22 protein-coding genes are annotated in these 24,658 nt (G+C 70.6%); 12 read left to right on the top strand and 10 right to left on the bottom strand.

What is annotated here, in order from left to right:
• Nucleotides 1-147 precede the first annotated feature (147 nt).
• The 3 genes from AB0D48_RS12275 to AB0D48_RS12285 all read left to right on the top strand — a co-directional run bounded on the left by AB0D48_RS12275 (nucleotide 148) and on the right by AB0D48_RS12285 (nucleotide 3,397).
• Nucleotides 148-1,587: a gamma-aminobutyraldehyde dehydrogenase gene (locus tag AB0D48_RS12275; RefSeq protein WP_362394175.1), complete on the top strand. Its 1,440-nt coding sequence runs from the start codon at nucleotides 148-150 to the stop codon at nucleotides 1,585-1,587.
• 92 nt (nucleotides 1,588-1,679) lie between these two features.
• Complete coding sequence (locus AB0D48_RS12280) at nucleotides 1,680-2,858, top strand: spermidine/putrescine ABC transporter substrate-binding protein (protein ID WP_362394177.1); 1,179 nt, start codon at nucleotides 1,680-1,682, stop codon at nucleotides 2,856-2,858.
• Between the two features lie 74 nt (nucleotides 2,859-2,932).
• Nucleotides 2,933-3,397 (top strand): hypothetical protein, encoded by a 465-nt coding sequence (locus tag AB0D48_RS12285; RefSeq protein WP_362394180.1) that lies wholly within the window; start codon nucleotides 2,933-2,935, stop codon nucleotides 3,395-3,397.
• On the opposite strand, the gene AB0D48_RS12290 is transcribed toward AB0D48_RS12285, so the two are convergent.
• The 5 genes from AB0D48_RS12290 to AB0D48_RS12310 form a co-directional block, all read right to left on the bottom strand.
• The gene (locus tag AB0D48_RS12290) at nucleotides 3,369-4,577 is read right to left on the bottom strand and encodes a serine hydrolase domain-containing protein (RefSeq protein ID WP_362394183.1); all 1,209 of its coding nucleotides are present in this window, start codon (nucleotides 4,575-4,577) and stop codon (nucleotides 3,369-3,371) included. The two genes, AB0D48_RS12285 and AB0D48_RS12290, sit on opposite strands and share 29 nt — an antisense overlap.
• A gap of 222 nt (nucleotides 4,578-4,799) precedes the next feature.
• A complete protein-coding gene (locus tag AB0D48_RS12295) occupies nucleotides 4,800-5,489 on the bottom strand; it encodes a response regulator transcription factor (protein WP_362394186.1) in 690 nt (229 codons plus the stop codon).
• On the bottom strand, nucleotides 5,486-6,565 hold the full coding sequence (locus AB0D48_RS12300) for a histidine kinase (RefSeq protein WP_362394364.1): 1,080 nt from the start codon (nucleotides 6,563-6,565) through the stop codon (nucleotides 5,486-5,488). Before AB0D48_RS12300 ends, AB0D48_RS12295 begins: the two co-directional genes overlap by 4 nt.
• An 86-nt stretch (nucleotides 6,566-6,651) precedes the next feature.
• Complete coding sequence (locus AB0D48_RS12305; protein ID WP_362394189.1) at nucleotides 6,652-7,341, bottom strand: glycerophosphodiester phosphodiesterase; 690 nt, start codon at nucleotides 7,339-7,341, stop codon at nucleotides 6,652-6,654.
• A 36-nt stretch (nucleotides 7,342-7,377) separates the two neighbouring features.
• Nucleotides 7,378-8,403 carry an adenosine deaminase gene (locus AB0D48_RS12310; protein WP_362394192.1) on the bottom strand — a complete coding sequence of 342 codons (1,026 nt, stop codon included), beginning with the start codon at nucleotides 8,401-8,403 and terminating at the stop codon, nucleotides 7,378-7,380.
• A 111-nt stretch (nucleotides 8,404-8,514) separates the two neighbouring features.
• On the opposite strand from AB0D48_RS12310, the gene AB0D48_RS12315 reads away from it, so the two are divergent.
• A complete protein-coding gene (locus AB0D48_RS12315; RefSeq protein ID WP_362394194.1) occupies nucleotides 8,515-9,207 on the top strand; it encodes a DUF4190 domain-containing protein in 693 nt (230 codons plus the stop codon).
• Between the two features lie 82 nt (nucleotides 9,208-9,289).
• Here the strand turns inward: AB0D48_RS12315 and AB0D48_RS12320 are convergent, their stop codons facing one another.
• The 3 genes from AB0D48_RS12320 to AB0D48_RS12330 all read right to left on the bottom strand — a co-directional run bounded on the left by AB0D48_RS12320 (nucleotide 9,290) and on the right by AB0D48_RS12330 (nucleotide 12,316).
• On the bottom strand, nucleotides 9,290-10,885 hold the full coding sequence (locus AB0D48_RS12320; protein ID WP_362394197.1) for a TROVE domain-containing protein: 1,596 nt from the start codon (nucleotides 10,883-10,885) through the stop codon (nucleotides 9,290-9,292).
• A 466-nt stretch (nucleotides 10,886-11,351) separates the two neighbouring features.
• Nucleotides 11,352-11,765 (bottom strand): NUDIX domain-containing protein, encoded by a 414-nt coding sequence (locus AB0D48_RS12325; protein WP_362394199.1) that lies wholly within the window; start codon nucleotides 11,763-11,765, stop codon nucleotides 11,352-11,354.
• Nucleotides 11,762-12,316, bottom strand: a complete 555-nt coding sequence (locus tag AB0D48_RS12330; protein WP_362394202.1) for an NADAR family protein — start codon at nucleotides 12,314-12,316, stop codon at nucleotides 11,762-11,764. The genes AB0D48_RS12325 and AB0D48_RS12330 overlap by 4 nt, the downstream gene beginning before the upstream one ends.
• A gap of 194 nt (nucleotides 12,317-12,510) precedes the next feature.
• Between AB0D48_RS12330 and AB0D48_RS12335 the strand changes: the two genes are divergently transcribed.
• The 8 genes from AB0D48_RS12335 (at nucleotide 12,511) to AB0D48_RS12370 (ending at nucleotide 22,238) form a co-directional block, all read left to right on the top strand.
• The gene (locus tag AB0D48_RS12335; RefSeq protein ID WP_362394367.1) at nucleotides 12,511-14,025 is read left to right on the top strand and encodes a gamma-aminobutyraldehyde dehydrogenase; all 1,515 of its coding nucleotides are present in this window, start codon (nucleotides 12,511-12,513) and stop codon (nucleotides 14,023-14,025) included.
• A 48-nt stretch (nucleotides 14,026-14,073) separates the two neighbouring features.
• On the top strand, nucleotides 14,074-15,324 hold the full coding sequence (locus tag AB0D48_RS12340; protein WP_362394205.1) for a spermidine/putrescine ABC transporter substrate-binding protein: 1,251 nt from the start codon (nucleotides 14,074-14,076) through the stop codon (nucleotides 15,322-15,324).
• A gap of 68 nt (nucleotides 15,325-15,392) precedes the next feature.
• Complete coding sequence (locus AB0D48_RS12345; protein ID WP_362394209.1) at nucleotides 15,393-16,559, top strand: ABC transporter ATP-binding protein; 1,167 nt, start codon at nucleotides 15,393-15,395, stop codon at nucleotides 16,557-16,559.
• A complete protein-coding gene (locus AB0D48_RS12350) occupies nucleotides 16,556-17,485 on the top strand; it encodes an ABC transporter permease (RefSeq protein WP_362394212.1) in 930 nt (309 codons plus the stop codon). The genes AB0D48_RS12345 and AB0D48_RS12350 overlap by 4 nt, the downstream gene beginning before the upstream one ends.
• Entirely contained in the window at nucleotides 17,485-18,291 is an 807-nt protein-coding gene (locus AB0D48_RS12355; RefSeq protein ID WP_362394215.1) for an ABC transporter permease, read from the top strand. The genes AB0D48_RS12350 and AB0D48_RS12355 overlap by 1 nt, the downstream gene beginning before the upstream one ends.
• Before the next feature lie 23 nt (nucleotides 18,292-18,314).
• Entirely contained in the window at nucleotides 18,315-19,733 is a 1,419-nt protein-coding gene (locus tag AB0D48_RS12360; RefSeq protein WP_362394218.1) for an FAD-dependent oxidoreductase, read from the top strand.
• A 155-nt stretch (nucleotides 19,734-19,888) separates the two neighbouring features.
• A complete protein-coding gene (locus tag AB0D48_RS12365; RefSeq protein WP_362394221.1) occupies nucleotides 19,889-20,353 on the top strand; it encodes a hypothetical protein in 465 nt (154 codons plus the stop codon).
• A gap of 70 nt (nucleotides 20,354-20,423) precedes the next feature.
• A complete protein-coding gene (locus AB0D48_RS12370) occupies nucleotides 20,424-22,238 on the top strand; it encodes a glycoside hydrolase family 18 protein (RefSeq protein ID WP_362394224.1) in 1,815 nt (604 codons plus the stop codon).
• On the opposite strand, the gene AB0D48_RS12375 is transcribed toward AB0D48_RS12370, so the two are convergent.
• Together AB0D48_RS12375 and gabT are read right to left on the bottom strand one after the other, a co-directional pair.
• Nucleotides 22,195-22,995, bottom strand: coding sequence for a phosphatase PAP2 family protein (locus tag AB0D48_RS12375; protein ID WP_362394227.1), 801 nt, complete (start codon nucleotides 22,993-22,995; stop codon nucleotides 22,195-22,197). The genes AB0D48_RS12370 and AB0D48_RS12375 overlap by 44 nt on opposite strands.
• 164 nt (nucleotides 22,996-23,159) lie before the next feature.
• A complete protein-coding gene (gene gabT, locus AB0D48_RS12380) occupies nucleotides 23,160-24,494 on the bottom strand; it encodes a 4-aminobutyrate--2-oxoglutarate transaminase (protein ID WP_362394230.1) in 1,335 nt (444 codons plus the stop codon).
• Between the last annotated feature and the right edge of the window lie 164 nt (nucleotides 24,495-24,658).

The following is a 24,658-nucleotide window of genomic DNA, read 5'->3' on the forward strand; positions in this document are numbered from 1 at the left end:
ACGGAATCGATGAAATCCGTTGTCTGGCGACTCTGATCTCACCGATTTCGTAGTTGGTGGCATCCGGGTCTGTCGAAAGCGTCCGCCGAGAGGCTAGGCTTGGGATTCGTCTCAATCGTTGGACATGTGATCAGGAGTGTGGCTGTAGTGACCACCGAACTGCGTCGTCTGCGCAACTACATCGGCGGGGAGTTCAAGGACGCCGCCGACGGGCGGACCACCGAGGTGGTGAACCCGGCCACCGGCGAGGTGTACGCCACCGCCCCGCTGTCGGGCCAGGCCGATGTCGACGCCGCCATGGCCGCCGCCGCGGCGGCCTTCCCGGGCTGGCGTGACACCACGCCCTCGGACCGCCAGAAGGCGCTGCTGAAGATCGCGGACGCCTTCGAGGCGCGCGCGGACGAGCTCGTCGCCGCGGAGTCGGAGAACACGGGCAAGCCGCTGGGCCTCACGGCCAGCGAGGAGCTGCCGCCGATGGTGGACCAGATCCGCTTCTTCGCCGGTGCCGCCCGACTGCTGGAAGGCCGTTCGGCCGGCGAATACATGGAGGGGATGACCTCGATCGTCCGCCGTGAGCCGGTCGGCGTCTGCGCCCAGGTCGCGCCGTGGAACTACCCGATGATGATGGCCGTGTGGAAGTTCGCTCCGGCGATCGCCGCGGGCAACACCGTGGTGCTCAAGCCCTCGGACACCACCCCGGCCTCCACCGTCCTGATGGCGGAGATCATCGACTCGATCCTGCCCAAGGGCGTCTTCAACGTCCTCTGCGGTGACCGCGAGACCGGCAAGGCCATGGTCGAGCACTCCACCCCGGCGATGGCCTCCATCACCGGCTCGGTGCGCGCGGGCGTCCAGGTCGCCGAGAGCGCGTCCAAGGACGTCAAGCGCGTTCACCTGGAGCTCGGCGGCAAGGCCCCGGTCGTGGTCTTCGAGGACGCCGACATCGCCAAGGCCGTCGAGGACATCGCGGTCGCGGGCTACTTCAACGCCGGCCAGGACTGTACGGCCGCCACCCGTGTGCTCGTGCACGAGTCGATCCACGACGAGTTCGTGACCGCGCTCGCCAAGACCGCCTCGGACACCAAGACCGGCCAGCCGGACGACGAGGACGTGCTGTACGGCCCGCTGAACAACCCGAACCAGCTCAAGCAGGTCGCGGGCTTCATCGAGCGCCTCCCCGCCCACGCCAAGGTCGAGGCGGGCGGCCACCAGGTCGGCGAGAAGGGCTACTTCTACGCCCCGACCGTGGTCTCCGGCCTCAAGCAGGACGACGAGATCATCCAGCACGAGGTCTTCGGGCCCGTCATCACCGTCCAGTCCTTCACGGACGAGGCCCAGGCCCTGGAGTACGCGAACGGCGTCGAGTTCGCCCTCGCCTCCTCCGTGTGGACCAAGGACCACGGCCGCGCGATGCGGATGTCCAAGAACCTCGACTTCGGCTGCGTGTGGATCAACACCCACATCCCGCTCGTCGCCGAGATGCCGCACGGCGGATTCAAGAAGTCCGGCTACGGCAAGGACCTCTCCGCCTACGGCTTCGAGGACTACACGCGCATCAAGCACGTCATGACCTCGCTCGACGGCTGATCGGTCGCATCGATCACAGCACAGCGTTGACGGGGCGGGCGGTAGACAACATGTCTATTGCCCGCCCCTTCGCGTTCCCCGAGGCTGAGCCCATGCCTGAACCCGCCTTCTCCCGCCGCGCCGCCCTGCGCGGCCTCGGTGCCACGGGCCTGCTGGCCGCCCTCAGCGGCTGCGGAGTCCCCGCCGCCTATGTCCCCGAGGACCGGCGTGAGGGCCCCGACCGGTCCGCGGGGGACCGGACCGTCGCCTTCTCCAACTGGCCGCTGTACATCGACACCGACGACGGGGACGACGAGCGCCGTCCGACGCTCGACGCCTTCTCCGAGCGGACGGGCGTCGAGGTCCGGTACACCGAGGAGATCAACGACAACGACGAGTTCTTCGGCAAGGTCAGCCCGGCCCTGATGAACCACCAGGAGACCGGCCACGACCTGGTCGTGGTCAGTGACTGGATGGCGGCGCGCTTCGTCCACCTCGGCTGGGCCCAGAAGATGGACCGCCCGGCGCAGCCGAACGTGGCCCGGCACCTGGACCCGCAACTGCGTTCCCCCGCCTTCGACGAGGGCCGGCTCCACACCGTGCCCTGGCAGTCGGGGATCACCGGCATCGCCTACAACCGCAGGGCACTCGGCCGGGAGATCAAGTCGGTCGAGGACCTCTGGCACCCCGACCTCGCGGGCAAAGTCACCCTCTTCTCCGGCCTCGACGAGTCCTTCGCGCTGCTGATGCAGGGTGACGGGGTGGACGTCACCCGCTGGACGGAGTCCGACTTCCACCGGATGTGCGACCGGATCGAGGACATGGTGCGCAAGCAGCACATCCGCCGCTTCACCGGCAACGACTACACCTCCGATCTGAGCAAGGGCGACGTCCTGGCCTGCCAGGCCTACTCCGGTGACGCCATCCAGCTGCAGGCCGACAACCCGGACATCGAGTTCGTGGTCCCTGAGGAGGGGGCCGAACTCTGGGCGGAGAGCCTCCTCGTGCCCAACCTGGCCCGGCACAAGGCCAATGCGGAGGCTCTGATCGACCACTACTACGCCCCGGAGGTGGCGGCCGAGCTCGCCGCCTCCGTCAACTACGTCTGTCCGGTCCCGGCCGCCCGCGAGGTGCTGGCCGGCTCCGGCGACAGGGAGACCGCCGAACTCGCCGAGAACCCGCTGGTCTTCCCCGACGGCGACATGCGCAAGCGGCTCGTCGTGGCCCGGGACATCTCCTCGGCCGAACGCCGCTCCCTCGCCCTGCGGTGGAACGCGATCGTCGGCCTCTGATCACGAGCGGCGAGAATTGAACGCGTTCATCATTTTGGCTGAACGCGTTCAGAAATCGGCGTAGGCTTCCTTCCATGAGCGAGAGAAGCGCCCTTCAGCGGCGGATCCGTGCCTTGTTGACCCTGTTCCTCGTCTGCCTCGTGCTCAGCGGACTGACGGCCTTCCCCCTGGTCAGCGAGCTCCGCTGGGCCAATGCCCTGCTGGACAACGAGTGGCTGCGGCGGGTGGGCGACGGACTGGATCACGCCGACGCCGCATACCCCTTCCTCCTCTACGGCACCGACTGGCTCGCCTTCGCCCACCTCGTCATCGCCGTCTTCTTCTACGGCGTCCACCGGGACCCGGTCCGCAACATCTGGATCGTCGAAGCCGGCATGGTGGCCTGCGCCGGCATCATCCCGCTCGCCCTGATCTGCGGCCCGATCCGCGGCATACCCTTCTGGTGGAGCGTCATCGACATGTCGTTCGGCGTCCTCGGGGTGATCCCGCTGCTGATTCTGCGCCGCATGATCAAGCGCCTCGAGGCGATGCCTGCTTAGCGAAGGCCGCCATCACGATGCCGAGGGCGACCGGGTTCATGTACTGGCCCTTGGCGTCGGTGGAATTCACCGAGTACACGAGGGTGCGGGAGAGGTCGCGGGTGGCGCCGATCGCCGTGTTGTAGCCGTGCCGGCCCCCGGACTTGCCCCAGGCCACGGTGCCGTCGGGCAGGACCATCCTGGACATCCCCGCCGTCAGCGCGGCGTCCTTCCCGCTCGCGAAGTCCTTCACGGCCGGTACCGTGAACATCTCCTCCAGCTGGGCCGCCGGCACGATCCGGCCGGTGAACAGGGCTATCGTGAACCGCTCCAGATCGGCCGTGGTCGAGATGATGTCCCCCGCCGCCCACCGGTCCGAAGAGTTCCACTCGGTCACGTCCCGCAGCTCCCTGGAGCCGTCCGCCTTCATCACCGCCTGGTAGCCCCGGTTGTGCAGACCGTGGATCTTCGTCTGCGTCCGGGCCGGGAAGGAGGTCTGACGCAGTCCCAGCGGCTTCAGGATCCGCCGGGCGACCGCCTCCTCGTACGTCGTGCCCGTCACCTTCTCGATGAGCACGCCCAGCGCCGTGTAGTTGATGTTCAGGTAGTGCTGGGCGGTGCCCGGGGTGAACTCCGGCTTCTTGGCGAAGGCATTGGCCAACTGCGCGTGGGGGTCGGTGACATCGAAGCGGTGCTCCCACTGGGCCTCGAAGGAGTCGCCCGGGCCGTCCGCCGCCGGTATGCCGCTGGTGTAGTTGAGCAGCTGCCGGACGGTGACCGTTCTGTAGGTGTCGGGGACGGTCCCGGGCAGGTACCACCGGACCGGCCGGTCCAGATCCACCCGGCCCTCGGCCGCGAGCTGGAGCACCACCGCCGAGGTGAAGGTCTTGGTCACCGATCCGGCCCGGAAGCGTCCCTGCTCCACCGCGTTCCGCCCGGTGTGGATGTCCGAGACGCCCGAACTGCCGTGCCAGCTGCCGCTCGTACCTCCGACCCGGACCAGCGCGGCCGTCGCGTCCTTGTGCTCGGGACCCAGCCCGGCGATCGCCTTCTCCAGCGCCGCGGCGTCGGGCGGCGTACGGACGACGGGCGCGGCCAGCTCCGCCGGGACGGGTGTCGGTGCGGCATGGGCTACGACCGGACCGGAAACGATCCCCAGCACCAGAGCGGCGGCGATCAGTGTGCGCGTACGAGCATGCATGACGGGATCCCCCTGTGAGACATCCGGGGCCACTGCGGCCTCCGATGACTCAATGCTGCTGGTCAGAGGCGTAGTTGTGGATCACCCCACGGAGGGGTCTTCAGCAGTACGACAACTCACCGGCGCGGGGGAGCCGACACGCCCGGCTCTCACTCCCCAGAGGGAGATACTCCAGAGTGAGCTCCGCCGATGCCCCGCCGAAGTCCCTGTCGGCGCCCCCGCCTACGCCCTCGCCGAAGTCCCTGTCGGCGTCCCCGCCGCGATCAGGCCCGTCTCGTACGCGCAGATCACCGCCTGGATCCGGTCCCGCAGCCCCAGCTTCGCCAGCACGTTTCCCACGTGCGACTTCACCGTGTGCTCGCTCACCACCAGCGCCGCCGCGATCTCCGCGTTCGACAGCCCCCGCCCCAAGTGCAGCAGCGTCTCCCGCTCGCGAGCCGTCAGCACCTCCAGGCGGTCCGCCGCGAGCGCCGCGACCGCAGGCCGCGCCGTCGCCGCCGTGTACTCCTCGATCAGCCGCCGGGCCACCGACGGCGCCAGCAGCGACTCGCCCGCCGCCACCACCCGTACCGCGTGCACCAGATCGTCCCGCCGCACGTCCTTCAACAGGAACCCGCTCGCCCCCGCGTGCAGCGCCTCGTACACGTACTCGTCCGAGTCGAAGGTCGTCAGCATCACCGTCCGGCACGCGCTGCGCGCCGAGATCGTCCGGCACGCCTCGATCCCGTCCAGCACCGGCATCCGGATGTCCAGCAGCGCCACGTCCGGCGCCTGCCGGGCCACCGCCTCCACCGCCGCCGCTCCGTCCCCCACCTCCGCCACGACCTCGATGTCCTCCTGGGCGTCCAGGATCATCGCGAACCCGCTGCGCACCAGCTCCTGGTCGTCCGCCACCACCACACGGATCGTCAATTCCCCACCTCCACCGGCGAGGTTACAAGGGCCACCCGCACCGAGAACCCCCGTCCGCCCGGCCCTGGACCGGCCTCCACCGACCCGCCGTGCGCGGCGGCCCGCTCCCGGACCCCTATCAGGCCGTGCCCGCCGGCACCGCCCCCGGCCGGACCCCGCCCGTCGTCCGTCACCGTGACCGTCAGCTCCTCCCGCGCGTGGTGGAGCCGGACCGCCACGCGCCGGGCCCCGGCGTGCTTCACCACGTTCGTCAGGGCCTCCTGCACGATCCTGTACACGGTCGTGTCCACTGCGGGGGCCAGCGCCCGGACCTCGCCGGTCTCCTCGTACGAGACCTGCGGCCCGCCCTGCCGCACGCGGTCCAGCAGCCGGGGCAGCGTCGCGACCCCCGGCTGCGGCTCACGCGGCGCCGGCCCGTCCTCCCTCAGCACCCCGAGCATCGCCCGCAGCTGCACCATCGCCTCCCGGCCGGTCTCCGAGATCGCGTCGAAGGCCGCCTCGGCCCGCTCCGGGGCCCGGCGTACCGCCACCGGACCGGCCTCCGCCTGCACGATCATGATGCTGACGGCGTGCGAGAGGATGTCGTGCATCTCCCGTGCGATCCTGGCCCGTTCGCGGGCCACGGCCTGCTCGGCCTCGATCCGGTTCGCCCGCTCCAGCTGCGCCGCCCGGTCCTCCACGGCTGCGGTGTAAGCCTGCCGCGTGTACTGGAGCCGGCCCAGCACGTAGGCGGCGCCGGCACAGAACAGGGTGAAGGACAGCTCCCTGGCCGCTCCCGGCGCCAGCCCCACGGACGCGACGACGGCCGCCACCGAGAGCGCCCCGACCGCCACCCGCACCCGTGCGGGGCACAGCAGCGCGACCGTGTAGAAGGCGATCAGCCCCGCGTACGGCAGCGGCTGGCCGGGGCCGTCGAGCGCCCACTTGTAGACACCGCCGACGAGCAGGATCACCGTCAGCACGGGGACCGGCCAGTACCTCCGGCACACCAGCGGCAGCACTCCCAGCGTGGTCATCGCGTACGAGCCCCAGGTCACGGCCGGCAGCCCGGCCTCCCGCGGCAGCACGAACGGCATCGTGACGGCCAGCTGCACCAGCAGCGTCAGACCCAGGTCCACCCCCCACGGCCAGGCCCGGCCGAGCCGCACGACGCGCGCGCGTATCACCGGCCGAGCTCGGCCCGTACGGTGGTCAGCGCGTCCACCCGGTTCGTGGTGATCGAGTCGACCCCTGCCTCGAGGAGCCTGCGCATCGTCCGCTTGGTGTCCGCGGTCCAGGCCGACACCAGCAGGCCGTCCCGGTGGAGCGCGTCCGTGAGCTCCCGGCTGACCAGCCCGAAGCGGTAGTTGAGCCAGCGCGGGGCGACCGCGTCGAGCAGCACGCGGCGCGGCGGTGACAGAGTGGTCCAGGTCAGCGCGATCTCCGCGCCCGGATCGGCGGCGCGCACCGACAGCATGGTGTTCGGCCCCGCGCAGTAGTACGTGCGCTCGCGCGCCCCGCACTCGCGGACCTGGTCCACCACGGTCCGAACCGCCTCGTACGAGGCACCCGGCAGGTCGAGCATCAGCCGGCCCGCCCCGGCCGCCATCAGCGCGTCGCGCAGCGTCGGGACCCCGCCCTGCGTCAGCTCCTTGAGCTGTGGGGCCGTGACGGCGTCCAGGCGCACGTCATGGCCCCACAGCCGCTGGAGCGTCTCGTCGTGGAGCAGTACCGGCACTCCGTCGCGGGTCAGCCGTACGTCGATCTCGACCGCGTCCGCCCCGCGTGCGAGGGCTGAGCGGATCGAGGGCAGGGTGTTCTCACGGACACGGTAGGGATCGCCGCGGTGGCCGACGGCAGTCAGGGTGCGCATGGCCCCATTCTCAGGGGCCGGCGGGATCAAGGGGAGTCAGCGCGCGAGCCATTCGGCCGTGTACGTGTCGATCTCCGCGCTGAGCTTCGCCTTGCCCGCCCCGTCGAGGAAGGAGGCCTCCACGGCGTTCTTGGCGAGCTGGGCGAGACCGCGCTCGTCGAGGTCGAGGAGACGCGCGGCCACCGCGTACTCGTTGTTCAGGTCGGAGCCGAACATCGGCGGGTCGTCGCTGTTGATGGTGACGAGCACGCCCGCGGCGACCATCTCCTTGACGGGGTGCAGGTCCAGGTCGGTGACCGCGCGGGTGGCGATGTTGGAGGTCGGGCAGACCTCCAGCGCGATGCGGTGCTCGGCCAGGTACGCGAGGAGTTCGGGGTCCTGGGTGGAGCTGGTGCCGTGGCCGATGCGGACGGCGCCCAGCTCGCGGATGGCGTCCCAGATCGTCTCGGGGCCGGTGGTCTCGCCGGCGTGCGGCACGCTGTGCAGGCCGGCGGCGCGGGCCCGGTCGAAGTACGGCTTGAACTGCGGGCGCGGGACGCCGATCTCGGGGCCGCCGAGGCCGAAGGAGACCAGACCCTCGGGCTGCAGGTCCACGGCGAGGCGGGCGGTCTCGGCGGCGGCCTCCAGGCCGGCCTCGCCGGGGATGTCGAAGCACCAGCGCAGGACGACACCGAGCTCGGCCTCGGCGGCCTTGCGGGCGTCCTCGATGGCCTCCATAAAGGCCTTCTCCTCGATGCCGCGGCGGGTGGAGGAGTACGGGGTGATGGTGAGTTCGGCGTAACGGATGTTCTGCCGGGCCATGTCACGGGCGACCTCGAACGTCAGCAGCCGGACGTCCTCGGGGGTGCGGACCAGGTCCACGACGGAGAGGTAGACCTCGATGAAGTGCGCGAAGTCGGTGAAGGTGAAGTAGTCGGCGAGCGCCTCGGGGTCGGTCGGGACCTTCGAGTCGCGGTGCCGGGAGGCGAGCTCGGCCACGATGCGCGGTGATGCCGAGCCGACGTGGTGGACGTGGAGTTCCGCCTTGGGCAGTCCCGCGATGAAGGGATGCAGGTCGGTCATGAAGGTGCCTCCGGAAGGACGCGGGTGCGGGCAGGTCGGCCTTCATCGTAGGCAGCCCCCGTGACTGTCGGAGGCAGCGCTTAGCATGGCTGTACGAGAGGGGGGCGCCGCATGACCGACCAGAGCCCTGAGCCGAGGGACCCGTGGGCGCCGCCGGAGCGGCCGGCGGTGGACCTGGGCAAGCAGCAGGGCACGCCGGGTGCGCCGGGCGTCGCGGGACAGTCGTCCGTGCACGACCAGCAGACGATCGCCGGGATGCCGGGGGCGCAGATGCCGCAGCCCGCTTCCACGCCCACGCAGCCGCCCGCGTACGGCTATCCGGCCCAGCCGGACGCGAGCGGGTACGGCTATCCGACGCCGGTGCCCACTCCGATACCGACGCCGGCCCCCGCGCCGGGCTACGGGTACCCCGGCGACGCGGGGTACCCCGGATACCAGGGATACGCCGGCTACCCGGGCAACACCGGGTACCCGTTGTACGCGGCGCCGAAGAACAACGGCTTCGGCGTGACCGCGCTCGTCCTCGGCATCATCTCGGTCGTCGGCTGCATCACCAGCTTCCTCGCGATCGCGCTCGGGATCGGGGCCGTCGTCTTCGGCGCCCTGGGCAAGGGCAAGGCGACCCGCGGCGAGGCCGACAACGGCGGGATGGCGCTGGCCGGCATCATCCTCGGCGCGATAGGCATCGTGCTCGGCGCCTTGATGCTGCTCGCCATGTTCGCCCCCTTCATGCGCGGGGACTGGGACGACGACTCCGACTACGAGAGCCCGTACTCCAACTCGCGGGTGCACGAGAAGATATGAGCCAGGCCTCAGCCTGAGCTGAGCCAGCCAGCCAGCCAGCCAGCCAGCCAGCCAGCCAGCCAGGCCAGGCCTCAGCCTTGCCTCAGGCTGAGGCCGCCGACCACGGCCAGTCGGCGTCCCGGCCGCCCTCGATCAGGGACACCATGCGGAATGCCGCGTCGGTGAGCCCGCCGAAGGTGTGCCGGTTCGCTGAGCCGGACGGCGCGTGCCCCACCTGGTGGCCCGCCAGGTTCCAGGTGTACACCGGCACCGTCCGCGGCACCTCGGCCGTCGGGTCACCGCCGTAGGAGGCGGCTGCCTGCTCGTCGGTGACGATCAGCACCCGGTCGTGGCCGCGGTAGTGCTCCCGCACGGCCCGGGCCGTGTAGGTTCCGCCGAGGTCCCCGAAGCGCTCCAGCACCTTCAGCACGGACTCCCCCCGGGTGTACGGCACCGCCTGATTGGTCGAGCCGAACTGCACCAGGTCCGCGTCCTCGGCCCGCAGCGCCAGCGCCGCCCCGAACACGGCCGCCGCGTCCGCCCGGTTGAGCACGGAGCGGTCCGACAGCGGGGACCACATCGACCCGGACCGGTCGACCAGGACCAGCGTCCGGCCCGGCAGCGCCGGTACGTTGCCCAGCGAGTGGCCGAGCGCGCGCTCCAGCGGGTACGCCCAGCGCAGCGAGGGAGCGTGCTGATAGGCCGCAAGGTAGCGGAAGGGGAACTGCCGCGCCCGGGCGACGACCTCCGGGTCGGAGATCGTCGCCGCGACCCGTGCGGCCACCTCGTCCGAGACCCCGGCCTGGTCGAAGTTGCGCAGGTTGCGCAGCAGCGCCATCGCACCCATCGACGGGATGACCGCCTCCCAGGCGGCCGCGTCCATCGGCCCCTGCAGCCAGCCGGCCAGCGCCTCCCAGGTCATGCCCGCCTCCGCGAGCCGCTCGGAGCCGTCCGTCCCGGTGACCACGGCGCGCCGCTCGGAGACCGGCAGTTCCATCAGCGCCTGGTGGGCGGCGAGGGTGCGGTTGCCGGCCGGGAGCCGCGCGCCGTCCGGGTGGTGCCGGCGGTCGAGGGCGTAGCGGAACAGCTCGCCCTGCCAGGCCTTGGCGGGGTCGGGGGACGCGTGCACGAGGTTGAGGACGTCGCCGAAGCGGTAGCCCTTGGACGGGGTGTCGTACTTCAGCAGCGAGGTGCCGGAGTAGAGCCGGCGCACGGCGTCGGCGATGCCGCGCTTGACGGGCTTGGGCACGTTCCGCCCGTACGTCGCCGTCCAGTAGGCCAGCAGCTCACCGGGCTCGTCCGCCCGCCGCAGCACGGAGTCCACGACCTGGCGGTTCGAAGGCCCCTCGCTGACGCCCGCGTCGAGCCGGGCCCTGACGTATTCGGCGGCGCCGACGAGCGAGGCGGTCCGCATGTTCGCGTCCCCGCGGAGCCAGCCCAGCAGGCCGGCCGTCCAGGCGGGGTCCTCGACCGCGAGCCGCCGTACGAGCGCGGCGAAGCGGTTGTCGCGAGCGGTGCCGCTCTCGTAGAAGGTCTGCTGCGTCACGAAGTTGGCGACCGCGAGCAGGAACAGCTCGGAACGCGCATCGCGTTCGTGACCCGGTCCACCCTCGTGGGTGTGGGCGCGGTGGGTCGATCGCACGGGCGAAGTGGGTGAGGCGGGCGCGGACGCGAGCGCGCGCAGGTTGAATCGAGCCATGGTGAATCCCCCCGAATTCAAAGGACGACGGGGGAGACGTGACGTGCGGGATGCCCGAGATCGAAGTCGGCGACGGACTGTGTCGACTGCTCTGCCAAGCTGAGCTACCGGCCGTGGCCGGGCGGGATTTGAACCCGCGACCCGTTGATCCGGAAGTAACCGCTGCCTGCGCACCGGGCATCCCCCACGCACGGCCTCCCGAGATCAAGGTGGCGGCGGCCTGGTGTCTTTGCAAAAGAAGGAGCCGCAGCCCGCGCACCGGGAGGTGCGTGACGAAGGTGTCCAGAGAACAAGGCCGGCGAAACCACGTGGTGCTCTGCCAACTGAGCTACACCGGCCCGAAGCCGGTGACGGGACTCGAACCCGCGGCCACCCCATTAACAGTGGAAGTAGGTCTCGCCTTCGCACCTGGACAAGGATCACGTTAGGCGCCGGGGCCGGGCGCTGCCACGCAATTACCTCCCGGTCAGACCGTGGCCGCCGTCAGCAGCGTCGGCACCATGACCTCGCCGTCGGCGCCGCCACGCGACAGCGGGACCCAGATGAGCCCGACCATCCGCGGGCAGTCGCACTCCAGGTCCGCGTCGGCACCGAGGACCGGCTCGCCGGGCTCGACGTCCACGCGGAAGCAGGAGGTCCAGCCCGACGGGTACGGCGAGTCGTACGCGTACCGCACGCGCAAGGCGCGCAGCCCCACCTCCTCGGCCACTTCCCGCCGGACCGCGTCCTCGGGCTCCTCGCCGGCTTCGAGCCCGCCACCCGGCAGGGTCCAGTACTCAGGCCCGTCGTGCCGGCCCGTGGGCCCCGGCCCGCGCTCGCGCACCATGAGCACGCGGCCATCCCGGATGATCACCGCAGCCACCCGGCGCCGTTCCGTCACGCGCCACCCTCGCGCAGCCGGGCCCGGGCCTCCATCAGGGCGAAGCCCAGCAGGTTCAGTCCCTGCCAGCGCGCCGGATCCAGAGCGCGGTCGTCATCGGCCGCCAGGCCGATGCCCCAGATCCGGTCCAGCGGACTGGCCTCGACCAGCACCCGGTCCCCGGTGGACAGCAGGTACGAGCGCAGCGCCGGGTCGGAGGCGAACTTGTGCACGCTGCCCTCCACCACGAGCGCGTACCGCTCCCGCACCCATATCGCGTCGTCGAAGCCGCGCACGAGCCGTCCGGCCTTCTTCGCGGCAGCCGGAGTGGTCGCCTCCAGCGCCGCGCGCTCCCCCTCCGCGTCCCCGAAGAGCCGGGCCTTTCCGGCCATCATCCAGTGCTCCGCCGTGGCATAGCGGACGTCACCCACAGTGAATTCGGACGGCCACCACTGGCTGAGGCAGCTCGGCCCGAGGGTCCCGTCGTGCCTCGGGCGGTGCCCCCAGAAGGGCAGGAACTTCACTCGCTCACCGCTGCTGACCTGCTTGATCAGCTCATCGATCATCTCCATGCACGCGAGTCTGACAGTCGCCACGGACACTTCGTACGGGATTTAGGGCGTGCCTCGACACATGGTCGACCGATTCCGTCGCGTAATCAAAAGGCAACAACGGAATCACTTGGCCGAGGGACCCTCCTCTGTCAGGATCGGCACTCAATTCGAGCTGTAGCTCGAACTGTAGCTACGGAGAGCGTGAGAGCGTGATGGGCAACCGCTTCCAGGTCAAGGACCGCTTCGCGGACGGCGCGCAGTACATCGACGGGCGACTCAGGTCCGGCACCTCCGGCCAGTCACACACGGTGGTCGATCCCGCCACCGGCGACGAGGTCCTGACCTACGAACTCGCGAGCACCGCGGACGTCGACGAGGCCGTCGCCGCCGCCAAGAGGGCCTTCCCGGCCTGGTCCGGTGCCACCCCCGGAGAGCGTTCGGACGCCCTGCACCGGCTGGGCGCCGTACTGGCCGAGCAGGCCGAGGACTTCGCGTACGCCGAGTCCCTCCAGTGCGGCAAGCCGATCAAGCTGTCCACGGAGTTCGACGTGCCGGGGACCATCGACAACACGGCCTTCTTCGCCGGGGCCGCCCGGCACCTCCAGGGGCAGGCGGCCGCCGAGTACTCCGGCGACCACACCTCGTGTGTGCGCCGCGAGGCCATCGGCGTCGTCGGCTCCATCGCCCCCTGGAACTATCCGCTCCAGATGGCCGCTTGGAAGATCCTCCCGGCCGTCGCGGCGGGCAACACCATCGTCCTCAAGCCCGCCGAGCTCACCCCGCTGACCTCGCTGATGTTCGCGCAGGCGGCCAAGGACGCGGGTCTGCCCGACGGTGTGATCAACATCGTCACGGGCGCCGGACGCGAGGCCGGCGAGCACCTCGTCGCCCACCCCGACGTGGTCATGACCTCCTTCACCGGCTCCACGGCCGTCGGCAAGCGGGTCGCCGAGATCGCCACCGCCACCGTCAAGCGGCTCCACCTGGAGCTCGGCGGCAAGGCCCCCTTCCTCGTCTTCGACGACGCCGACCTGGAGGCCGCCGCGCACGGCGCCGTGGCAGCCTCCCTCATCAACACCGGCCAGGACTGCACCGCCGCCACCCGCGCGTACGTCCAGCGCCCCTTGCACGACGCATTCGTCACCCGTGTCGCGGAGCTGATGGAGACCGTCCGCCTCGGCGACCCCTTCGCGGCCACCACCGACCTCGGCCCGCTGGTGTCCCACGCCCAGCGCGACCGGGTCGCCGGCTTCGTCGAGCGGGCCCGCGCGTACGCCACCGTCGTCACCGGCGGGGAGGTCCCGCAGGGCGAGCTGGCCGAGGGCGCGTACTACCGGCCCACCCTCATCACCGGAGCGGCCCAGGACAGCGAGGTCGTCCAGTCCGAGATCTTCGGTCCGGTCCTGGTCGTCCTGCCCTTCGACACCGACGACGAGGGCATCGCGCTGGCCAACGACACCCCGTACGGACTCGCCGCCTCCGCCTGGAGCCGGGACGTCTACCGGGCGAACCGGGCCACCCGCGAGATCAAGGCGGGCTGCGTCTGGGTCAACGACCACATTCCGATCATCAGCGAGATGCCCCACGGCGGCTACAAGGCGAGCGGCTTCGGAAAGGACATGAGCGCCTATTCCTTCGAGGAATACACGCAGGTCAAGCACGTGATGTACGACAACACGGCGGTGGCCGCGAAGGACTGGCACCGCACGATCTTCGGGGACCGATAGACACCCACCGCCTGACCAGCGGCCCAACATCCCGAAAGGGCAACGCGCATGGAGCAGTTCGAGCCCGACCGCCTCTCGGCGGCGCAACTCGCCGCGATGCGGCGCAGCCTCACCAGCGGGCGCGGCGCCCTCACCCGCCGCTCGCTGCTGCGCGCCTCCGGAGTCGGAGCGCTCACCCTCGGAGGCCTGTCCACCCTCGCCGCGTGCGGCATCCCGCCCGCCAAACGCGAGGGTGGCACGGCCGTGGCCTCCGACGACCACTCGGCGCAGGAGAAGGAGATCAACTTCTCCAACTGGACCGAGTACATGGACACCAGTGACGACGAGAAGACCCGTCCCACACTGGAGGAGTTCACCAAGCGGACCGGGATCACGGTCAAGTACACCGAGGACATCAACGACAACGTCGAGTTCTTCGGAAAGATCCGCCCGCAGCTCGCCGCCGGCCAGGACACCGGCCGCGACCTGATCGTCGTCACGGACTGGCTCGCCGCCCGCATCATCCGCCTCGGCTGGGCGCAGAAGCTGGACCCCGCGCACCTCCCGCACGCCTACGCCAACCTGATCCCCCAGTTCCGCACCCCCGACTGGGACCCGGGCCGCTCGTACAGCTACCCGTGGACCGGCATCGACACCGTCATCGCCTACAACACCAAGGCCACCGGCGGGAAGAAGGTCGACTCCGTCACCCAGCTGCTCGACGACCCCACCCTCAAGGGCCGGGTCGGCTTCCTCACCGAGATGCGCGACAGCGTCGGCATGACCCTGCTCGACCAGGGCAAGGACCCCGCGAACTTCACCACCGCGGACTTCGACGCGGCGATCGGCCGGCTCCAGAAGGGCGTGGACACCAAGCAGATCCGCCGCTTCACCGGCAACGACTACACCGCCGACCTCGACAAGGGGGACCTGGCCGCCTGCCTCGCCTGGGCCGGTGACGTCATCCAGCTCCAGGCCGGCAACCCGGACATCCAGTACGCGATCCCGGCACCCGGATACATCACCTCCAGCGACAACCTGCTGGTCCCCGCGCACGCCAGGCACAAGGCCAACGCCGAGAAGCTCATCGACTTCTACTACGAACCCCCGATCGCCGCCCAGCTGGCCGCCTTCATCAGCTACGTCTGCCCGGTCGAGGGCGTCAAGGACGAGCTGGCCAAGATCGATCCCGCTCTCGCGGACAACCCGCTGATCGTGCCGGACAAGGCGATGGCCGCCAAGGCGCACGCCTTCCGCTCGCTCAGCAGCGAGGAAGAGACGGCGTACGAAGAGAAGTTCGCCAAGCTCATCGGCGCGTAGCCGTACCCGCCCGCCGCCGCGAACCCCTCCCTTGACCGCTTCGCCCTACCCAACCCCGGGACCCATCCATGACTGACAAGACCGCGGGCGGCGACGTCCGCCTCGCCGGGATCAGCAAGCACTACGGCACCTTCACCGCCGTGCACCCGCTGGATCTCACCATCCCCCAGGGCTCCTTCTTCGCCCTGCTCGGCGCCTCCGGCTGCGGGAAGACCACCACCCTGCGCATGATCGCCGGCCTGGAGGAGCCCTCCACCGGCACGGTCCACCTCGGCGACCGGGCGGTCACCCACCTGCCGCCGTACAAGCGCCCGGTCAACACGGTCTTCCAGAGCTACGCCCTCTTCCCGCACCTGACCATCTACGAGAACGTCGCCTTCGGCCTGCGCCGCCGCGGCATCAAGTCGGTCAAGAAGCAGGTCGACGACATGCTGGAGCTGGTCCAGCTCGGCCAGTTCGCCCAGCGCAAGCCGCACCAGCTCTCCGGCGGCCAGCAGCAGCGCGTCGCCGTCGCCCGCGCCCTGATCAACCATCCCCAGGTGCTGCTGCTCGACGAGCCGCTCGGCGCCCTCGACCTCAAGCTGCGCCGCCAAATGCAACTGGAGCTCAAGCGCATCCAGACCGAGGTCGGCATCACGTTCGTGCACGTCACCCACGACCAGGAGGAGGCCATGACCATGGCCGACACGGTCGCCGTGATGAACGGCGGCCGCGTCGAGCAGCTCGGCGCCCCCGCCGAGCTGTACGAGAACCCGGGCACCACGTTCGTCGCCAACTTCCTCGGCACCTCGAACCTCATCGAGGCCTCGGTGGAGTCCGCCGGGTCCGAGGTCGTGGTCTCCGCCTCCGGCACCACGCTCCGGCTGCCCGCCGCACGCTGCGCCACCACGCCCACCACGGGCGGAAAGCTGCTGGTCGGGGTGCGCCCGGAGAAGATCTCCCTGGTCCACGCCGACGAGGAGCACACCATCGCGGCCGGCCGCAACAAGATCCCCGGCCGGATCGCGGACTCCTCCTTCATCGGCGTCTCCACCCAGTACGTCATCGACAGCCGGGTCTGCCCCGAGCTGGAGGTGTACGCCCAGAACATCGAGCGGGACGCCCGTCTGGTGCCGGGCGCCGAGGTGATCCTGCACTGGAACCCGGAGCACACCTTCGGCCTCGATGCCGCTCAGTCCATGCTTGCGGGGACGATGGGCGACGCCGGCGTCGAGACGGTCGAGGAGAGCGCGTGACCGCCACCGCGGCGCCGCCCCAGGCGCCCGCCGCCGCCGAACCGCCGGTCCACAAGGCGTCCCTGCGCAAGCGGCTGATCCCGTACTGGCTGCTGCTCCCCGGCATCCTGTGGCTGCTGGTCTTCTTCGTCCTGCCGATGGTCTACCAGGCCTCGACTTCGGTGCAGACCGGCTCCCTCGAAGAGGGCTTCGAGGTCACCTGGCACTTCCAGACCTACTGGGACGCCTTCACCGAGTACCTGCCGCAGTTCCTGCGCTCCCTGCTGTACGCCGGCACCGCCACCGTGCTGTGCCTGCTGCTCGGGTACCCGCTGGCCTACCTGATCGCCTTCAGGGCGGGCCGCTGGCGCAACCTGCTGCTCGTGCTGGTCATCGCGCCCTTCTTCACCAGCTTCCTGATCCGCACGCTCGCCTGGAAGACGATCCTGGCCGACGGCGGCCCGGTCGTCGCCGTCCTCAACAAGATCGGCTTCCTGGACGTCACGAGCTGGCTCGGCATGACCCAGGGCGACCGGGTGCTGGCCACGCCGCTCGCGGTCGTCTGCGGTCTGACCTACAACTTCCTCCCCTTCATGATCCTGCCGCTGTACTCCTCGCTGGAGCGCATCGACACCCGCCTCCACGAGGCGGCCGGGGACCTGTACGCCCGCCCCGCCACGGTCTTCCGGAAGGTGACCTTCCCGCTGTCCATGCCGGGCGTGGTCTCCGGGACCCTGCTCACCTTCATCCCGGCGAGCGGCGACTACGTGAACGCCGAACTGCTCGGCTCCACGGACACCCGGATGATCGGCAACGTCATCCAGTCGCAGTACCTGCGGATCCTCGACTACCCGACGGCGGCCGCGCTGTCCTTCATCCTCATGGCCATCGTGCTGATCATGGTCACCATCTACATCCGCCGAGCGGGGACGGAGGACCTGGTCTGATGCGCACACCCATCGCCTGGCTCCGGCGCAATCTGGTCGTCATCGCGGGCCTCGGCACGCTCGCGTACATGATCCTGCCGAACGTGGTCGTGACCGTCTTCTCCTTCAACAACCCCACCGGGCGGTTCAACTACGCCTGGCAGGAGTTCTCGCTGGACGCGTGGAAGGACCCCTGCGGCGTCGCCGACCTGTGCGGCTCCCTGTCGCTCTCGCTCCAGATCGCCCTGTGGGCCACCGTCGCCGCGACCGCGCTGGGCACCGCGATCGCCTTCGCGCTGGTGCGCTACCGCTTCCGGGCGCGCGGCGCGGTCAACTCGCTGATCTTCCTGCCCATGGCCATGCCCGAGATCGTGATGGCGGCGTCACTGCTCGCCCTCTTCCTCAACATGGGCATCCAGCTGGGCTTCTGGACGATCCTGATCGCCCACATCATGTTCTGCCTCAGCTTCGTCGTCGCCGCCGTCAAGGCGCGTGTCCTGTCCATGGACCCGCGGCTGGAGGAGGCCGCCCGCGACCTCTACGCGGGCCCGGTGCAGACCTTCGTACGGGTCACCCTGCCGATCGCGGCACCCGGTATCGCGGCGGGCGCGCTGCTCTCCTTCGCGCTCTCCTTCGACGACTTCATCATCACCAACTTCAACTCGGGCAACACCGTCACCTTCCCCATGTTCGTGTGGGGATCGGCCCAGCGCGGTACGCCCGTGCAGATCAACGTCATCGGCACGGCGATGTTCGTCATCGCGGTGCTGGTGGTCCTCGCCGGCCAGATGGTCGGCAACCGCCGCAAGAAGGCACAACCGAAGTAGACCCCTGTAGGGAGTTGGAAGCCATGGCCCCAGTCGCCATGCGTAGTGTTGCGAAATCCCTTTCCGAAGCGAAGCCGGTCTCGTACTGGCTGGACGACCCCGGCAAGCCCGCCGCGCAGCCGGCGCTCACGGGCGACGAGCGGTGCGACCTGCTGGTCGTCGGCGGCGGATACAGCGGTCTGTGGACCGCGTTGCTCGCCAAGGAGCGCGACCCCGGACGGGACGTCGTGCTGATCGAGAGCAAGGAGGCGGGCTGGGCCGCCTCCGGCCGCAACGGCGGCTTCTGCGCCGCTTCCCTCACCCACGGCCTCGGCAACGGGATGGCCCGCTGGCCGGGGGAGCTCGCCAAGCTGGAGGAGCTGGGCGCCCGCAACCTCGACGCCATCGAGGAGGCGGCCGCCCGCTACGGCATCGACTGCGACTTCGAGCGCACCGGCGAGATCGACGTGGCCACCGAGCCCCACCAGGTCGAAGAGCTGCGGGAACTCCACGAGGAGGCCCGCCGTCTCGGCCTCGCGGGCAGCTCCGAATGGCTGGAGGGCGACGCGCTGCGCGCCGAGGTCGACTCCCCGACCTTCCTCGCGGGCCTCTGGGACCGCGACGGCGTCGCCATGCTCAACCCGGCCAAGCTGGCCTGGGGCCTCAAGCGGGCCTGCCTGGACCTCGGGGTGCGGATCTACGAGAACACCCGCGGCCTCAAGATGGCCTCGGCCGGCCCCGGGATGACCGTGCAGACCCCGTACGGGACGATCCTCGCGCGCCGGGTCGCCCTGGGCACCAACATCTTCCCCTCGCTGGTCCGCCGGATCCGCCCGTTCACCGTGCCGGTCTACGACTACGCGCTGATGACCGAGCCGCTGGACGAGGCGCAGCTCGCCTCGATCGGCTGGAAGAACCGCCAGGGGCTGGGCGACAGCGCGAACCAGTTCCACTACTTCCGGATCACGAAGGACCACCGGATCCTGTGGGGCGGCTACGACGCGATCTACCCCTACCGGGGGAAGCTCGACTCCGAGTACGACCACCGACCCGAGACCTACCTCAAGCTCGCCGAACACTTCTTCACCTGCTTCCCGCAGCTGGAGGGGATCCGCTTCAGCCACGCGTGGGGCGGGGCGATCGACACCTGCTCGCGCTTCTCGGCCTTCTTCGGCACCGCGCACTCCGGGAAGGTCGCCTACGCGGCCGGCTACACCGGGCTCGGCGTGGGCGCCACCCGCTTCGGCGCGGACGTGATGCTGGACCTGCTCGACGGGGTCCCCAGCGAGCGCACCCGGCTGGAGATGGTGAGGTCCAAGCCGATGCCGTTCCCGCCGGAGCCCTTCGCGTGGACCGGGATCACCCTCACCAAGTGGTCGCTGGCCCGCGCCGACCGCCGCGGCGGGCACCGCAACCTCTGGCTCAGGACTCTGGACCGCTTCGGCCTCGGCTTCGACAGCTGAGCCGCCGCCGCGCACGCTCCCGGCGCACACCCGCCCGTCATCCTGTGACCCGCTTCACCGTCTCGGAGTAACGGAACCCGCGTCATAGCCGCGCCCGGCCGCGCTCTCTCCCGGTGAGAACCCTTCACCGACACGGGACGAACGGAGGCCGGGCGATGGCGATCCCGGAGACCAGGACGGCAGTGGAATGGCTGGTATCGGTGGCGCCGGACCCCGAAGCCTGCCGGTGGGAGTGGGAGCGCAACCCCCTCGGGGTCGCCCTGCTGCCCGCCGGCCGGCGCTGGGACGTGCTGATCGTGCCCGGGGAGCTGGGGCAGGCCACCCTCGACGTGCTGAACCTGCTCCTCACCCGGCCCGGCCCGGTGCTCGCCGATTTCGGCGACTCGCGGCTGGGCTTCTTCGTGCCCCCGGGCACGGCGTCCCGCTGGATCGGGACGGGCGTACGGGGCGCGGGGCGCGGGACCTGGATCGTGGTGCCGTATCCCGGCCGCGCCACGGGCGGGGTGCGCTGGCTGGTGCTCCCGGACGGGCAGGGGACGCTCACCGACCCGGCGCTGCTGGAGCTCGCGATGCACGAGGCGGCCGCGCGCGTGGTGGCGGAGGAAGGCCGGAAGCCTTGACAAGGGCATTGGTCTGGACCATCTTGGGCGCCGCTGATCCCCTCCATCCCCCCATGTCACGGAGGCAGTTGTGCGCAGAGCCCGGTCCCTCCTCACGGCCGCCGCACTCGCGGCTGCCGGCTTCCTCGCAGCGGGTCCGCCGGCCGCGGCGGCGGACGCCGACCTCGTACGCAACGGCGGCTTCGAAGCCGGACTCGACGGCTGGAGCTGCTCCGGCGGCAGCGGAGCCACCGTCACCTCGCCCGTGCACGGAGGCGGCTCCGCCCTCAAGGCCACCCCGGCAGGCCAGGACAACGCCCGCTGCTCCCAGACCGTCACCGTCGAACCCGACTCGGCGTACACGCTGGCCGCCTGGGTGCAGGGTGCGTACGTCTACCTAGGTGCGACCGGGACGGGCACCACCGACGTCTCGACGTGGACCCAGAGCCCCGGCGCCTGGAAGCAGCTGACGACTGGCTTCCGCACCGGCCCGGCCACGACCTCCGTCACGGTCTACACCCACGGCTGGTACGGCCAGCCCGCCCACGTCACCGACGACCTCACCCTGGTCGGGCCCGACCCCGGCGGCCGGCCCCAGCCCCGGCCCCCGGCCGCCCCCACCGGCCTGACGGCCTCCGCCACCTCGTCGAGCTCGGTCTCCCTGTCCTGGTCGGCGGCGCCCGGGGCCACCTCTTACACCGTCCAACGGGACGGCGCGACGCCCCTCTCCGTCACCTCCGCCGCGGCGACGGTGGCCGGCCTCGCCGCGTCCACCACGTACACGTTCCAGGTCAGCGCGGTGAACCCGGCGGGCGAGTCCCCGAGGAGCGCCCCCGTCTCCGTGACCACGACGAGCGGGGGTGGCGGCGGTGGCGGCGGCCTCCCGGCGCACGCGCTCGTCGGCTACCTGCACGCGAGCTTCGCCAACGGCTCCGGCTACGTCCGGATGGCGGACGTGCCCGCCTCCTGGGACGTCATCAACCTCGCCTTCGGCGAACCGACTTCGGTGACCTCGGGCGACATCCGCTTCCAGCTCTGCCCGGTCGCCGAGTGCCCGAACGCCGAATCCCCGGCCGAGTTCAAGGCGGCCGTCAAAGCCAAGCAGGCCGCGGGCAAGAAGGTGCTCATCTCCATCGGCGGCCAGAACGGCCAGGTGCAGCTCGCGACCACGGCCGCCCGCGACACCTTCGTCTCCTCCGTCAGCAAGATCATCGACGAGTACGGGCTCAACGGCCTCGACATCGACTTCGAGGGCCACTCCCTCTCCCTCGCCACGGGGGACACCGACTTCCGCGCCCCCACCACCCCCGTGGTCGTCAACCTGATCTCGGCCGTGAAGACCCTCAAGGCCAAGTACGGCCCCGACTTCGTCCTGACGATGGCCCCGGAGACCTTCTTCGTCCAGCTGGGCTACCAGTACTACGGCTCGGGCCCCTGGGGCGGCCAGGACCCGCGGGCCGGCGCGTACCTCCCGGTCGTCCACGCCCTGCGCGACGACCTCACCCTGCTCCACGTCCAGGACTACAACTCGGGCCCGGTCATGGGCCTCGACAACCAGTACCACTCCATGGGCGGCGCGGACTTCCACATCGCCATGACCGACATGCTGCTCACCGGCTTCCCGGTCGCCGGCGACACTGCCCGCGTCTTCCCGCCGCTGCGCCCGGACCAGGTCGCCATCGGCCTGCCGGCCACGACGAGCGCGGGCAACGGCCACACCCCGCCCGCCGAGGTGAACAAGGCTCTGGACTGCCTGACGAAGAAGACCGGCTGCGGCGGCTACCGGACCCACGGCACCTGGCCGGGCCTGCGCGGCCTGATGACCTGGTCGGTCAACTGGGACCGCTTCGGAGGCTGGGAGTTCAGCCGGAACTTCGACGGATACTTCGCGGGTGCAGTCGGCTGAACCACCGCACCGCCATCAGCAGCGGGGCGCACACGAGGAGGCTGGCCAGCACGTCCAGCGGCCAGTGCCAGCCCCGCAGGACCAGCCCCACGGCCGTCGCCCCCGTCAGCACGAGGGCGACGGCCGTGGGCCATGCCCGGCGGGTGTACGGGGCGATGAGCAGGGCCGCGCCGAGATAGGCGACGGCCGCGGTCGCGGTGTGGCCCGAGGGGTAGTAGCCGGCGGCCCAGGGCTCCAGCGGGCCGGGCCGGGCGGTCCACTCCTTCAGCGGGACGACCAGCACCGGGACCAGCGCCATGGCCAGGGCCGCGGCCGCCGCCCCGCGCCGGTTGCCGCGCCGGGCGGCGTACACCACGGCGAGGACGAGCACGGGCAGGGCGACCGGGACGTTGCCGAGGTCCGAGAGCCGTTCGGTGACGGCGTCGGGGACGCTGCGGACGAGAGCGCGGCTGAGGCGCGCGTCCGGGAACAGCAAGGGCCCCGAGACCAGGACCTGCCAGGTGATCAGGGCGAAGGCGGTCAGACAGAGCGCGGCCCGGACGGCGACGGCCTTGGGGAGAGTAGCCGGCCGTCCCGGAACAGGGGGGATGGTTCCGGGACGGCCGCCCGGATCGGGTTGCCGCACGCCCCGGGGGGTTTGGGGCGGTCGGCCGTCCGATCGGTGAGGAGTGTGCGCGAACGCATGCCCAGTACGGCGCTGGGGAAGCCCGGCACTGGTGTCGCCCTCGGTTTCCCGGGAGCGGGGTGTCTCACTCATCTGCAGAAACCGTACGGCAGCGAAAGGGGGACCGACAGCGGGAACGCGCTCCCGCCATCGGCCCCCCACACGTTCTTCACAGCGCCCGACGATTACCGCCGGTATCGGGCGAGCGCTGCGCTCGGACGTTCTAGCCGCGTTCTAGCCGCGTACCAGCCGTTCGATCAGATGCCCGCGAACGCGGCCTCGATGATGTCCAGGCCCTCGTTCAGCAGGTCCTCGCCGATGACGAGCGGCGGGAGGAAGCGGAGCACGTTGCCGTAGGTGCCACAGGTGAGGACCAGCACGCCCTCGGCGTGGCAGGCCTTGGCCAGCTGCGCGGCCGCCTCCGGGAACGGGGTCTTGGAAGCGGGGTCCTTGACGAGCTCGATCGCGATCATGGCACCGCGGCCGCGGATGTCGCCGATGATCTCGTACTTCTCCTGCATGGCCGTCAGACGGGCCTTCATGGCGGACTCGATCTTCTTCGCCGCGGCGTTGAGGTCGAGCTCCTTCATGGTCTCGATGGAGCCGAGCGCACCGGCGCACGCCACCGGGTTGCCGCCGTAGGTGCCGCCCAGGCCACCCGCGTGGGCGGCGTCCATGATCTCGGCGCGGCCGGTCACGGCGGCGAGCGGCAGACCGCCCGCAATGCCCTTGGCGGTCGTGATCAGGTCGGGGACGATGCCCTCGTCCTCGCACGCGAACCACTGGCCGGTCCGGCAGAAGCCGGACTGGATCTCGTCGGCGACGAAGACGATGCCGTTGTCGTTGGCGAACTTCACGATCGCGGGCAGGAAGCCCTTGGCCGGCTCGATGAAGCCGCCCTCGCCGAGGACCGGCTCGATGATGATCGCGGCGACGTTGTCGGCGCCGATCTGCTTGGTGATCTGGTCGATCGCCTGGGCGGCGGCCTCGGGGCCGCAGTTCTCGGCGCCGGTGGGCCAGCGGTAGCCGTAGGCGACCGGGACGCGGTAGACCTCGGGGGCGAACGGACCGAAGCCCTGCTTGTAGGGCATGTTCTTCGAGGTCAGCGCCATCGTGAGGTTCGTACGGCCGTGGTAGCCGTGGTCGAAGACGACGACGGCCTGGCGCTTGGTGTACGAACGGGCGATCTTGACGGCGTTCTCGACGGCCTCGGCGCCGGAGTTGAACAGGGCCGACTTCTTGGCGTGGTCACCCGGGGTGAGTTCGGCGAGGGCCTCGCAGACCTCGACGTAGCCCTCGTACGGGGTGACCATGAAGCAGGTGTGCGTGAAGTTCGCGAGCTGCGCGGAGGCGCGGCGCACGACGGCCTCGGCGGAGGCGCCGACAGAAGTCACGGCGATGCCGGAGCCGAAGTCGATCAGACGGTTCCCGTCGACGTCCTCGATGATGCCGCCGCCCGCGCGGGCCGTGAAGACGGGGAGCACGGAGCCCACGCCGCCGGCCACCGTCTCGAGGCGGCGGGCCTGCAGCTCCTGCGACTTGGGGCCGGGGATCGCGGTGACGATGCGGCGCTCCTGCGGGACAGCGGTCATAGAGGGCTCCTGGGGGTGTTTTCGGACGCACTTGTGTCTTTGTCCGCAGGCTAGGCCCGGGGGAGGGGGTACTGCATGCTCCGTTCGGGAGTGGTGCCCGCGTGTCCTTGTCCGTGACGGCCATAGGAAGGACGCGGGACGTGTCCCGCCGGTCATGGCGGGGT

Source organism: Streptomyces sp. NPDC048269 (genome assembly GCF_040652395.1).
Taxonomy (GTDB): Bacteria; Actinomycetota; Actinomycetes; order Streptomycetales; family Streptomycetaceae; genus Streptomyces.